This is a genomic window from Chitinispirillales bacterium ANBcel5 (assembly GCA_029688955.1).
GTDB classification, from domain to species: domain Bacteria; phylum Fibrobacterota; class Chitinivibrionia; order Chitinivibrionales; family Chitinispirillaceae; genus Cellulosispirillum; species Cellulosispirillum alkaliphilum.
On the sequence record JARUKZ010000020.1, the window covers coordinates 42404 to 55781 of the forward strand.

The following is a 13378-nucleotide window of genomic DNA, read 5'->3' on the forward strand; positions in this document are numbered from 1 at the left end:
AAATCAGGGGGCAGCTTAATGCCTGAGGTTATGGTTAAAGTAACAAATGTGAGAAAGAAATTTAGTGATGATGCCGGGGAGTTTGATGTACTCAAAAACGTCTCCTTCTCTATAAAACGGGGGGAGATGGTGTCGCTGGTTGGGATCTCTGGCGCCGGCAAAACAACTCTGCTTCAGATCCTTGGGGGACTGGACAGAGCTACAGAAGGAACAGTTTGTGTTGGAGGTAAAGTCCTTGGCGAACTCTCAGGAAAAGAGCTGGCCTTATTTAGAAATCGTCAAATTGGTTTTGTTTTTCAGTTTCATCATTTATTACCTGATTTCACCGCTGCAGAGAATTTATTTATCCCCGGGCTTATTAGTGGGAATGGAAAAAAAGAGTGTATGAAAAGGGCTGATGAGCTTTTGGATGCCTTTGGGCTTGGGCATAGGAAGGGGCACTACCCTGCAGAGCTTAGTGGTGGGGAACGTCAGAGGGTAGCGCTTGCAAGAGCTATGTTTAACAAACCGGCACTTGTACTTGCAGATGAGCCGACCGGGAATCTGGATCGCGCCAATGGCGAGTTGCTGCTTGAGCTGTTTGAAAAAGCGAACAAAGAGTTTGAACAGACATTTTTGATCGCAACTCATAACAATCGTCTCAGCCAGGGGTTGGATAGAGTACTGTATTTGGATGATGGAAATATTAAAGGCACCGATAAGGCGATTACTGCAACCGATGAATGGTAAAAAAGGTAGAGAACGTGGGTAAAATTGAGTGGTTTATTGCTCTGAGATATTTAAGGGGAAAGCGTAAATTAGGCTTTATCTCCTGGATAACCTATATCTCTGCTGCAGGTGTTTGTGTTGGCAGCTTTGTGCTGGTGGTAGCGCTGTCTATTGCTAATGGTTTTGAAAAAGAGGTCCGTGAGCGAATCGTGGGCACTTTAGCTCATGGAAAAGTATTGCAGTATCATTCACGTCCAATTACCGGGTATGAAGGTCTTCTTACCCGCATTTCGCAACATCCGGATGTTATTGGTGTATCACCTTATATAAGTGGAAAAGGGGCTGTTGAACACAGAGAGCTTCAGAACGGGGTAAAGTTTACGGGGGTTGATCCTGAGTACGAGCATGAAGTTACAGAAATCTCCCGTTCTTTGTTATATGGCTCCTTTCACCTTGATTCAGTAAAATCAAAACGAGAGCGCTCCTTTCCCGGCATAGTGATTGGTTCTGTACTAGCAGAAGAACTCAAGGCACAGGTCGGTTCAGAAATCGTTCTTATGAGCCTTGCCACAGTCGAAGGGGAAAGTGATCCCGTTCCTAAAATGGGACGTTTCACCGTTTCGGGGATATTTGAAACCGGAATGTATGATTACGACAAACTTTTTGTGTATATCTCTATCCCTTCAGCCCAGATGTTATTAAACATGGATGGTGTGGAGGGAGTACAGATTAAGACCACCGATCTTTTCAAAGCTAATGAAATCTCTTTGGATTTACGTGATTATCTGGGAGGATACCCGTTTAGGGTCGTTGACTGGCAAACTCAAAATCGTTCTCTTTTTGAATGGATGAGGCTTCAGCAGCACTTGATTTTAATTATTGTCTCTCTTATAATGGTCGTTGCGGTGTTCAATATTATTTCCACCCTGATAATGATGATTTTGGAAAAGCGACGTGAGATAGGGATTCTTATGGGAATGGGATCAACGTCTGGATCGATCATGAAAATTTTTATGGTCAACGGGGTGGTAATAGGGTTTATTGGCTCGACATTAGGAATGATTTTAGGTCTTGGGTTGTGTTTTATACAGAGTCGTTATCAATTTATTCCGTTACCCGGAGATGTGTACTTCATAAATACTCTGCCGGTGTTAGTGAAGGGTTTTGATGTACTGGTGATCTTTTTATCTGCTAATATTATCTGTTGGCTTGCTACCTTGTACCCTGCCTGGAAAGCCTCAGCAGTGCTTCCTGCTGAATCGATGAGATACGATTAGTGTCACGAGTAATAACTTGTGACACGGTGCTTTTTGTTCCAAAATTTTTGAAAAATTCGCTTTAGCTGCGGTTTTTGGAGAATTTTCTTGATTAAAATCAGGTGGTGGTTAAGGGTTTAAGTTTGAACTCCTTGGGCAAATAGCGCAAATGGATTAGCGCAGATGCTCTAAATGTTTCCTCTTCATCGATGCATTTAGTAGATTTATAGGGTTAAGGTGTAATATGGTCGCCCATTTATTTAAGGATGGTGCTTAATGAAACTTTGTGATGAGTGCGGAATAAACCCGGCAAACATTCATCTTACGCAGATAGTAAACAGTGAAACACATGTGTATCATCTTTGTGATGAGTGTGCAAGTGATAAGGGTATATCGATAACCTTAGATAACGATGAGGATATGGTAATGGCTGAGCAAAAAAGCAACTCCTCTCCGGTAGAGAAGAAAATGGAAGAGGAGAAAGTGTGCCAGGGTTGTAATCTTAAGCTTTCTGATTTCAGGGCTAAGGGATGGCTTGGTTGTTCAACTTGCTATGGATCTTTTGAAAAAGAGATAAATGAACTATTGGTTCAGGTGCATGGTTCATCTCTTCATCGTGGGAAAAAATATGCAGGATCAACTACTCAGGGTAAGCGGGTGCATGATCTTGAACATTTACGAAGTCAGCTTGATTTAGCTATACGCAATGAAGAGTTTGAACAGGCTGCGGCTATCAGGGATGCGATACATAGTATCAAGCAGATGGGAGTTAAATGAATAAAGAGAAACGTGGTTGCCTCGATTTGGTAAAAGTTGTTCCAGTGTGGTTTAATAATAATGGCCCCGAATCGGATGTGGTTGTTTCAAGCAGGATTCGCCTGGCACGTAATTTGGACAACCATCAGTTTCCCTTTCAGGCATCATTGAAAGAGCGCAAAACCGTTTTCAAAAAGATCACAGAGGTGTTTGATAGTGGGGCTCAGTTTAAAACCTTTGAGGTGATAAATTTTTCCCGGCTTCGGGAGCTGGAGCAGCAGTTTCTGGTGGAGGAGCGGGTGGTAAGCCCTGATATGCTTAAGATGGATGGAGACAGAGGGGTCGTATGTGATTCTTCCCGGCGTGTGAATATAATGGTAAACGAAGAGGATCATCTTCGTTTTCAGTGTATTGATTCAGGCTTTCGCGCACAGGAGATGTGGGAAGTGCTGGATATGCTAGATGATACTATCGGTAAAAAATTTAAGTATGCTTATGATAATAAAATGGGCTTTTTGACCTGTTGCCCCACTAACTCCGGAACCGGTTTGAGGGTTTCGTTTTTGCTTCATTTACCAGGCCTTGTGCTCACAAAGTCTATTGATGCAGTGTTACAGGGTGCAAGTCAGATGGGGTTATCAACGCGAGGTTTTTTCGGAGAGAATTCTGATGTCATGGGTAACTTCTTTCAGCTCTCTAATCAGGCAACTATGGGTTCACATGAACAGGAGTTTGTTGACACTACCTGCAAAACTATCTCTGAAATTATCAGCAATGAACGCAAAGCAAGAGAGAGGGTGATGAGAGATGCCTCTCTTGAATTGAGTGATAAAGTATATAGATCATTTGGCATTCTAACTCATGCCCGAACACTAAGCTTATCAGAGCTTTTAAATCTTACCAGCGCATTACGGCTTGGAATACATTGCGGTGTTTTTGATGCATTTTCTGTTGAGCAGTTAAATCGCATAATCTGTATGAGTATGCCGGCCCATCTTCAGATTCATCGCAGCACTGCCATGAATGAGGAGGAGCTGAGTATAGCGCGGGCTGAGTTGGTCAGAGATTTGCTCGCAAAGAAGAGAAGGCGGAAAAAAAGTACACAATCCTTGAAATAATCAAAATTGAAAAAACGTGCACTCTGGGTATAAAAATCTGGAAGGAAGAATAGATGATGAATGGGATGTTTACAGATCGTGTAAAAAAGGTGATGCAGATAGCCAGAGAGGAATCTGTGAGGCTTGGCAACGACTATGTGGGTACCGAGCACCTTCTTCTTGGACTTATTAAAGAAGGGGATGGGGTTGCGGTAGCAGTTATGCGAAGCATGGGTGTGGATCTTGAAGAGCTGACTAACAGCATAGAAAAGACCATTACCTCCACTGGCGGAATGATGACTATCGGTCAGATGCTTCCATTCACTCCTCGGGCCAAAAAGGTGCTGGAAATAGCTGCAAATGAGGCCAGGTCAATGTCTCACAAATATATCGGTACCGAGCATCTACTGCTTGCTTTGATGAAAGACACAGAATCAGCTGCTGCAAACGCATTAGCTTCTTCGGGGCTCGATTATGAGCGGGTGAAGGAAGAGATAAACAGAGTATTGCGTGGTGGTGAATCTGTAAGTGGCACTAAAGAAAAGAGTAAAACTCCATTTCTGGATCACTTCGGGCGCGATCTTACTGCTATGGCTAAGGAAAATAAGCTCGACCCTGTTATAGGTCGGGAAAAAGAGATCGAGCGCGTCGTTCAGATCTTAAGCCGCAGAAAGAAAAACAATCCGGTTCTTATTGGGGAGCCGGGGATAGGGAAAACTGCCATCGTCGAAGGATTAGCTCAAAAAGTGGTGGAAAAAAATATCCCTCAGGTGCTCGAAAATAAAAGAGTTATCAATCTGGATATGGCATCCATGGTGGCTGGAACAAAATACCGGGGCCAGTTTGAAGAAAGACTTAAAGCTCTTATGGTGGAGCTTCAGAAAAATGAAAACATCATTATCTTTATCGACGAATTGCACACAATCGTTGGTGCTGGTGGCTCAGAAGGCAGTCTCGATGCATCGAATATTTTTAAACCCGCCCTTTCACGAGGTGAAATTCAGTGCATAGGTGCTACAACTCTTGATGAGTATCGCAAGTATATCGAAAAAGATGGTGCTTTGGCTCGTCGCTTTCAAACAATTATGGTCGATCCGCCAAGTGTGGCTGAAACTGTACAGATTCTCTCCGGTTTGCGGCATAACTATGAGGATCATCACAAAGTTACCTATACAGATAAAGCTATCGATTCTGCTGTTAAGCTGTCGGATCGCTATATAAGCGATCGTTTCCTGCCGGATAAAGCAATCGATATTATCGATGAGGCCGGTGCCCGCAAAAGACTCTCCAGTATGGAGATCCCTACCGAAATTAGAGATATGGAGAAGGAAATCTCAGGTGTGGTACGGGAGAAGGAAAGTGCTGTTGAGCAGCAGGAGTTTGAACGTGCTGCAAAGCTTAGGGATAAGCAGGAGAAGCTTAAAGGGACACTTCTGGAGAAAAAGGCACTGTGGCGAAAGAGTAAGGCTGAGGAGCGATTACTTGTGGACGAGAGCACTGTAACCGAAGTTATTGCAACTATGACCGGTATTCCATTAGCTCGTCTCGCAGAAGAGGAAACTAAGAAAATTATTAACCTTGAAGATGAGCTGCGTCGCAGAGTTATAGGGCAGGACAGAGCTTTGGAAGCAGTGGCAAGGGCTATCCGCAGATCACGGGCCGGTTTACACAATGTTCGCCGTCCTATCGCATCATTTATCTTCCTTGGCCCAACTGGTGTAGGTAAAACCGAACTTGCTAAAGCTCTCTCTCAATCGCTTTTTGATACAGAAGACGCAATGGTTCGCATCGACATGTCTGAATACATGGAAAAGTTTGCTGTTTCACGTCTGGTTGGTGCTCCTCCGGGATACGTGGGGTATGAAGAGGGGGGACAGCTTACAGAGAAGATAAGGAAAAAGCCATATTCAGTTGTTCTGCTTGATGAAGTTGAAAAGGCTCATCCTGATGTGTTTAACATTCTTTTGCAAATTCTTGATGATGGGGTTCTTACCGATGCTTACGGTCGTCATGTTAATTTCAAGAACACCATAATCATTATGACATCAAATGCTGGTACGCGTGATGTGAAAAAGAGTGGAACTGTGGGGTTTGGGAAAACAACTGCAGCTACAGGGTACGAAGCCATGAAGGCGAAAGTAACAGATGAGCTTAAAAGAATTTTTAATCCTGAATTTCTCAATCGGGTGGATGAAACAATTGTTTTCAACCCGTTGGGTAAATCCGAAATCGCCCAAATTATTGAAATACAGCTTAGAGAGCTCCAGGAAAGGCTCTCAGAGCGCAATATTCAGATAAATGTAGATCAGGAAGTTAAAACTCACCTGGTAAACGAGGGGTATGATCCGGTTCTTGGGGCGCGTCCATTGCGCCGTTCTATACAACGCCAGTTAGAGGATCCTCTTGCCGAGGAGTTTCTTGAGGGGCGGTTTCAGGACGGGGACACAATAATCGTGACTATGAAAGAGGAAAAGGTCGATTTTTCTAAACCCGGGTCCTAATAAAAACGCAATCTTTAGTGATGCTTCTGTGCCCTGTTTCGCAAATTTTGCCTGAAACAGGGCTTTGTTTTTTAATAGAAATTCTAATATTGCGATCTTAGTAGTGAGAAAAAGAGAATTGATCAATAAACAGACTACCTAAGCGAAAACCTGAGTAGAAAAAAAGTGATGCTTGGTACATTCCTTGTGAAACATCACCATGTTCTTCCTAGGTATGAGGCTTTGCTGGGAATAACCTGACCCGTATTTTGACCTGGACAGAGATATTTGAATGCGTGACATACGTAATATTATATTTAAGAGTTTTATAGGCAATATCATAAAGGCGGCACAGCTGTGCTTGCAGCTTGTGACAGTGTTTAGCACCCCGGTTACCGCCACAGATAACTCTGTCGTGTTGAGAAATGTGTTATCATTGGCAGGTTCTGTCTTCTTTAGCACAGAACCTGTTCTCCGCAATAAAGGACATTTGAAAATCATCCTGTTTACTGAAGGGTTTGTTTAATGATGGAAAAAAAACTACTGGTTATAGCTGTAACCATTATGTGTTTTGGAATTGGTGTTACTCATGGCAAGATACTGGATACTCTTAAAATTGAAGGTCTTGTTCATACTCGTGAAGCTGTTGTTCGCAATACCATACCACTAAGAAGTGGCGCTTCCTTCGCCTCCACTGATGTTCAGGAAGCCATTCGTACACTTTTTGCAATGGGTGCATTTCGTTCTGTAGATTTTTATATCACAGAAGAAAGCGAAACCAACGCGTCACTTCTGTTGAAAGTTGAAGAATATCCTCTATGCTTGAGTATTGAATTTCATGGAAACAGGCGGCTAAAAACAGATGAACTTGAAGAAGATCTGGGTTTAGTTCCAAATCAGGTGGCTTCAGATGCCCTTTTGCACAAAACAGTAAGTAATATTAGAGATAAGTATATCGAGGAGGGACATCGATTAGTTGAAATAGATGTAGAGCTTGTTGATGCAAAAATACCGGGAACCGCGATAGCTAAATACACAATCGATGAGGGGCCGCGGGTTAGAATTAGTGAGATCTCTTTTAAAGGAAATTCTCACATAAGCGATTCAAGGCTCTCCAGGGAGTTTAATACTAAAGAGAGAACCTGGTGGTTGTTTCGTCGTGGTTACTTTGATGAAACTCTTTATCGTTCCCATCTCGATTCATTGGTTATGTTTTATAATGAACAGGGATACCTTGATGCTGCAATCGAGAATGATTCTATCTGGTATTCTGAGTCCCAGGAAGAAATATTCATAGAGATTACAATTGATGAAGGGGATCGTTATTATACCGGTGATATTTTCTTTACAGGTAATTCGGTCTTAGATGATGAAACACTAGCCTCGCGTGTTGCTATGCGTAAAGGTCGTCATTTTGAGGCTAGTCGTTTTGAAATGACAAAGGCTCTTATTGAGGATGCCTACAGGGAAGAGGGACACTTATGGGTTAGAATCGATGATAAGCCAACCTTTAGGGGTGATACTATTGATGTAGTAATGAATATTCATGAGGGGCGCCCTGCGATTGTTAGAAGGATAGATATTCAGGGTAATGATAAAACTATGGAGAAAGTAATAAGGCGTGAGTTGGAGCTTGTGCCCGGGCAGAGATACAGGCAGTCTCAGATGGTACGTAGTCATCAAAATCTTCACCGCTTAGGTTACTTCGAAAATATTATGCCAGATCTAAAGCCCAATGAAGATGGTACTATTGATCTAATATTTCATATAGCTGAAAAAGATAATATCGGACAACTTACTATTGGTGCAGCGTACAGTCAGACCGATAACTTTACGGGTACTTTTTCTACTGCGATACCAAATTTCAGAGGTGCTGGCCAGGAACTTAAAGTCGATCTTCAGGCTGGTTCGAGGCGTAGAACGGTCAATCTTGGATTCACCGATCCATGGGCTTTTGATACTCCCTGGTGGCTTACCGGGACAGTGTTTTATGATAGATCTATTTTCGATCGTATCGAAAGAGATGCCGATCTGGAAGAGGCTACCAGGCGGGATACCGCAACAAGCATAGGGTTTCGTACTGGTGTCGGTCGTTCAAGAATGAGTTGGCCTGATGATAAATTTAGGGTTAATGCAATTTATCAGCTAAGCCGGGAGGAGACGAACTATAAAACCGATACCGTTCCTGAGCTGGGATTGCAGATAATGGAATCAGGGACTTTAAGCAGGCTTACCTTTAATATCGAGCGTTACGATTTCGATATGCCACTTTTTCCAAACAGTGGTTCACGCCTCAGAATCAGACCGGAAATAGCCGGCATAGGGGGAGATTACTCCTATCTTAAAGGAACCTTTGATTATGAGCATTATTTTCAGCTTCCCTGGAATCTGGTGCTGGGTTCGGAAACCAGAATGGGATTGATTCATAATCTTGGTAGAGACATTAAAATTTCAAGACTTGATCTCTTTTCTGCAGGAGGAGTATACAGTGATGGTACCATTCGCGGTTATCCTGATTTTGAATTCGGTGGGCGGTATAGGGATAATGGTGATGGAATAGCAATGCTTACATCCAGTCTGCAGCTTCGCTATCCCCTGGTTGATCAACAGGTGTATTTGGCGCTTTTTGCTGATGTGGGTAATACCTGGTCCAGAATATCTGATATGAGTCTTAATGACCTCTATAAGGGAGTGGGTTTTGGTTTAAGGGTAAATGTTCCTATGCTGGGAATCATGGGTTTTGATTTTGCGTGGGGACTGGATGATACAAGCCGAGATACTTTTAGAGAAGAACCTAGCGGTTTTCAGTTACATTTTATCATGAATCAGGGATTTTAATTATTTTTTATATGTATGCTGTTTTGAGAACAGTATTTTCTCAGTATTAAAGGAGGAGTTAATAATGAACAGGCGCTTAATACTCAAAGGTATTGTATTGGTTTTAGCTGCGGTTTCAGTAGCAACTGCACAGATGAAAATTGGTTTCATCGACTCAGAAAGAATTTTTCTGGAGTATCATGGAACAGAATCTGCACAAAAGCAGTTCAATGAGGAAGTCGCAAAGTGGGAACAGGAAGCTTCACGACGTCAAAAAGAGCTTCGGGAGCTTCAGGAGCAGCTTGAAGGGCAGAGTCTTCTGCTTTCAAGTGAACGCAAACAGGAACTTGAAAACGAGTTACGCCAGAAGATGATGGCATATCAGGAGTTTCTGCAGCAAAAATTTGGCGAACGGGGTGAAGCTTTGATGAAAAATGAACAGCTTACAGGGCCCATTATCGAAAAAATTAATGTAATTATTCAAAAAATTGCCGAAGATGAGAATTACGATTATATATTAGACGCACGGGCTGGTGGAATTATTCATGCAAAAAGTGCTTATGATCTGAGTGATACTGTGATTAGAATTCTCAATGAAGGTAATTAAAAAGTGAAACTTACGGTAATTGCTGAGGCATTGGGTGCACCTCTGGCGCAGGAACACAAGGAAGTACAAATAACGAAGGTCTGTTCACCTGAGCAGGCCTGCAGTGATGGTATAACCTTTCTTTCTAATCCTGCCTATCTTCAAAAGGTTAAGGACTGTAGTGCAAAAGTAGTTATAACTGCAGAAAACCAAACCATTGAGAATAAGATCAACCTTGAGGTCAAGGATCCGTATGTTGGCTATGCGCGTGTTGCGCAGTTATTTGAAGATCGCACGCCCGTTTTTGGAAAACAAATTTCACCTCATGCACTCATTGATCCATCTGCTTCTATCGCCCCCAACAGCTTTATTGGCCCTAACACTGTAATCGGGGCTAACGTTACTATTGAGGGTGGCTGCCAAATCGCAGCTAACTGTGTCATAGAAAAGAACGTCCAAATTGGTGAAGGCACAAGGGTTGACTCCGGTGTTATCATACGCTGGGACTCTGTTATAGGCAAAAATGTGACTATCCAGTCTGGTGCCGTGATAGGAAGCGATGGGTTTGGCAACGCAAGAGAGAGTGGGGTATTTATTAGAATACCAGCGTTTGGAAACGTGATCATAGAGGATGATGCTGACATAGGAGCCTGCACTACTGTGGACAGAGGTAACTTCGAGCCAACTGTCATAAAAAGGGGAGTTAAACTGGACAACCTGGTTCATATTGCTCATAATGTTTCTATTGGAGAGCATTCTGCTATTGCTGCTCAGACTGGAATATCTGGCAGTACCCGATTGGGAAAGAGGGTGATTATAGGAGGACAGGCTGGATTTGTCGGGCATATAGAGATTGGCGATGACACTTTTGTAGGGGCAAAGGCTGGTGTCAGTAAGGACACTAAACCGGGTTCTAAACTTACCGGATGTCCTGCGCGCGATCTTATGGGTATGAGGAGAATCGAGGCTGCTCAAAGTGAATTGCCTATGATGCGTAAGGAATTGAAAAAACTTCAAAAAGAGATAGATGCTTTAAAAGGTCGGTTGGCTTCAGAAGCATAATAGCTTTTCAAGATTAAGGAAAGGACTCAAGTGCAAAGATGGCCCTTCAGCATACAATTGGAAAAAGTATATCATTAACAGGTACAGGCCTTCACACTGGTGTTTCAACTAAAGTTTCACTCAACCCTGCACCCGAGAATTACGGAATACGGTTTGTCAGGTCTGATCTGGAAAGTAAGCCCGAAATACCTGCTGATATCGACTATGTTGTTGACCTCGCAAGAGGTACCACAATCGGTAAAGATGGAGTAAAGGTATATTCAATAGAGCATGTCATGTCTTGCTTTGCTGGTCTTGGTGTTGATAATTGCCGGGTAGAAGTTGGTGCGCAGGAAATTCCTCTTATGGATGGAAGTGCGATGCCCTATGTTGAACTGGTTAAGAAAGCTGGGTTGGTTGAGCAAAAAGAAGAAAGGGAATATCTTTCGATAGATGAACCTTTAATGTATGTGAAAGGGGATGTGGCCCTGGGTGTTTTTCCACTGGATCACTTTAGAGTAACTCTTGAAATCGATTATAACTATCCAGCCCTGGGAGCGCAATACACTACTCTTTTTACTTTGGATGATTACGTAAAAGACTTTGCACCGGCCCGTACTTTCTGCTTTCTTTCCGAAATAGAAAAACTCAGGGAAAAGAACCTTATAAAGGGTGGATCGCTGGACAGCGCGCTTGTGGTACAGGATGTTGACTTAACAAGTGATCATGTTGATTATATGCGTAAGCTTTTTAACTATCAAGGTCCTATCAAAGCTGGTGAAAATGGTTTCTTAAACAATACCACTTTAAGATTTTACAATGAACCTTGTCGACATAAGGCACTTGATCTTATTGGCGATCTTTATCTTTTAGGTAAGCCTCTTAATGCACATATCCTTGCAGCACGCACAGGACATGCCGCAAACATAGAGATGGCTAAAAGAATCAGATCACATTTGAAAAAGAAAGCTAAAGCAGTAACATTAGATGATAACGGGCAGTTAAACCACGATGATATATTAAAAATTTTGCCTCATCGATATCCGTTTCTTATGGTTGATAAGGTACTTGAGGTTGAAACCGGTAAACGTATTGTAGCAGTTAAAAATGTTTCCTTCAATGAACCCTTTTTTCAGGGACACTTTCCTGGTAATCCTATTATGCCAGGGGTGCTTCAAGTCGAGGCTATTGCTCAGGCTGCAGGCATCATGGGATTATATAAAAAAGGAGCTGTACCGGATCCTGATGCTAAGGTACTGTTCATGGGGGTAGATAATGCCCGTTTCAGAGGTATGGTACGACCTGGAGATGTGCTGCGCATAGAAGTTGATATGCTTCAGTTTAGACGAGGAACAGGTAAATTTGAAGGAAAATGTTACGTAGATAACAAATTAGTCTGTGAGGCCAAGGGTCTTGCGATGTTCGGGAAATAATGCAAAACAGTATATTGAAATAACAGGGTGAAAAAAAGGTATAACTATGGGATGTGATGGAAACGGATGTGGCAGTTTTAGCGAATTTACACTAAATAAGAAATCAGGTATTCACCCTACTGCTATTATAGAACCCGGGGCGCAAATTGGGGAAAATGTAACAATTGGCCCCTATACTGTTATCGAAAGCGATGTGGTTATTGGCGCTGAAAGCACAATAGGGCCTCATGTGGTGATTGGTAATGGTACAAGAATCGGGAATAAATGTAAAATCTTTAAAGGTGCCAGTATTGGTCTTGAACCCCAAGATAAAAAATACGCGGGGGAAAAGACTTTTACCATAATAGGCGATAATACACTCATAAGAGAATTTGTGACAGTTAACCGTGGTACTACTGAATCTATGGAAACCAGAATAGGTTCAGATTGTTGGATAATGGCGTATTGTCATATTGCTCATGATTGTGTAATAGGTAATGATGTAACCATCTCAAACGGGCTTGCAATGGCTGGTCATGTAGAGGTGGGAAATCATGTTACCATTGGGGGAATCGTTCCAATTCATCAGTTTACACGCATTGGGGATTATGCTATGGTTGCATCTGTTGCACGCCCCTTTACTGACGTTGTACCTTATGCACTGGTTGGGGCTGATCCCACAAGAATTGCAGGGATAAACTCAGTTGGTTTGGAGAGAAGGGGCTATTCTCAGGAGCAGATTAAACACATAAAAAAGGCTTATAAAATACTCTTTAGAATGGAACTATCGCTTAATGCTGCAATTGAAAAACTACAAGAGGAATACAAGGATAATAAAGATGTTATGTTTATTGTTGACTTTGTAAAAAAGAGTCAGCGTGGGATTATGCGTATGGGAAAAGATATGTAATCAATGTAGTTTCTTTTATATTTATTTAATAAGACTTCTACTTTTAACCTGCTGCACTTTGGGTCCTGTTTGAGCACAAATCTCTCCTTCAATAGTATGGCTACTTCGAGTATCTCCCCCTCGGAGCTACAAAGAATGCAATTTACTTACAGCTCCCTAAACTAAATTATGCTGTAAAAATCTATTTTATTTAGGTATGCTTTTCTAATTGTCACACTGGTACTGTTATTAACTATTTAACCAGTACCCTTTTTCTCCCCGTTTTAGTATCTATAATGTCTCCACTTGCCCCTGTTGCTTCAATGAGTAAATTCT

The 13378-nt window shown here is 42.2% G+C and carries 10 protein-coding genes; all 10 read left to right on the forward strand.

What is annotated here, in order from left to right; all coding sequences use genetic code 11:
- The first annotated feature begins 18 nt into the window (after positions 1–18).
- The 10 genes from QA601_11725 to lpxA all read left to right on the forward strand — a co-directional run bounded on the left by QA601_11725 (position 19) and on the right by lpxA (position 13063).
- Positions 19–729: an ABC transporter ATP-binding protein gene (locus QA601_11725; GenBank protein ID MDG5815750.1), complete on the forward strand. Its 711-nt coding sequence runs from the start codon at positions 19–21 to the stop codon at positions 727–729.
- A gap of 14 nt (positions 730–743) precedes the next feature.
- Positions 744–1985 (forward strand): ABC transporter permease, encoded by a 1242-nt coding sequence (locus tag QA601_11730; GenBank protein MDG5815751.1) that lies wholly within the window; start codon positions 744–746, stop codon positions 1983–1985.
- 255 nt (positions 1986–2240) lie between these two features.
- Positions 2241–2741, forward strand: coding sequence for a UvrB/UvrC motif-containing protein (locus QA601_11735; GenBank protein ID MDG5815752.1), 501 nt, complete (start codon positions 2241–2243; stop codon positions 2739–2741).
- The gene (locus tag QA601_11740; protein MDG5815753.1) at positions 2738–3838 is read left to right on the forward strand and encodes a hypothetical protein; all 1101 of its coding nucleotides are present in this window, start codon (positions 2738–2740) and stop codon (positions 3836–3838) included. The genes QA601_11735 and QA601_11740 overlap by 4 nt, the downstream gene beginning before the upstream one ends.
- A gap of 53 nt (positions 3839–3891) precedes the next feature.
- Positions 3892–6318, forward strand: coding sequence for an ATP-dependent Clp protease ATP-binding subunit (locus tag QA601_11745; protein MDG5815754.1), 2427 nt, complete (start codon positions 3892–3894; stop codon positions 6316–6318).
- Between the two features lie 504 nt (positions 6319–6822).
- Positions 6823–9135: an outer membrane protein assembly factor BamA gene (bamA, locus tag QA601_11750; protein ID MDG5815755.1), complete on the forward strand. Its 2313-nt coding sequence runs from the start codon at positions 6823–6825 to the stop codon at positions 9133–9135.
- A gap of 64 nt (positions 9136–9199) precedes the next feature.
- Positions 9200–9721, forward strand: a complete 522-nt coding sequence (locus QA601_11755; protein MDG5815756.1) for an OmpH family outer membrane protein — start codon at positions 9200–9202, stop codon at positions 9719–9721.
- Between the two features lie 3 nt (positions 9722–9724).
- Positions 9725–10762, forward strand: a complete 1038-nt coding sequence (gene lpxD / locus QA601_11760) for a UDP-3-O-(3-hydroxymyristoyl)glucosamine N-acyltransferase (GenBank protein MDG5815757.1) — start codon at positions 9725–9727, stop codon at positions 10760–10762.
- A gap of 38 nt (positions 10763–10800) precedes the next feature.
- Entirely contained in the window at positions 10801–12174 is a 1374-nt protein-coding gene (locus QA601_11765; protein MDG5815758.1) for a bifunctional UDP-3-O-[3-hydroxymyristoyl] N-acetylglucosamine deacetylase/3-hydroxyacyl-ACP dehydratase, read from the forward strand.
- A gap of 46 nt (positions 12175–12220) precedes the next feature.
- A complete protein-coding gene (lpxA, locus tag QA601_11770; protein MDG5815759.1) occupies positions 12221–13063 on the forward strand; it encodes an acyl-ACP--UDP-N-acetylglucosamine O-acyltransferase in 843 nt (280 codons plus the stop codon).
- Positions 13064–13378 lie beyond the last annotated feature (315 nt).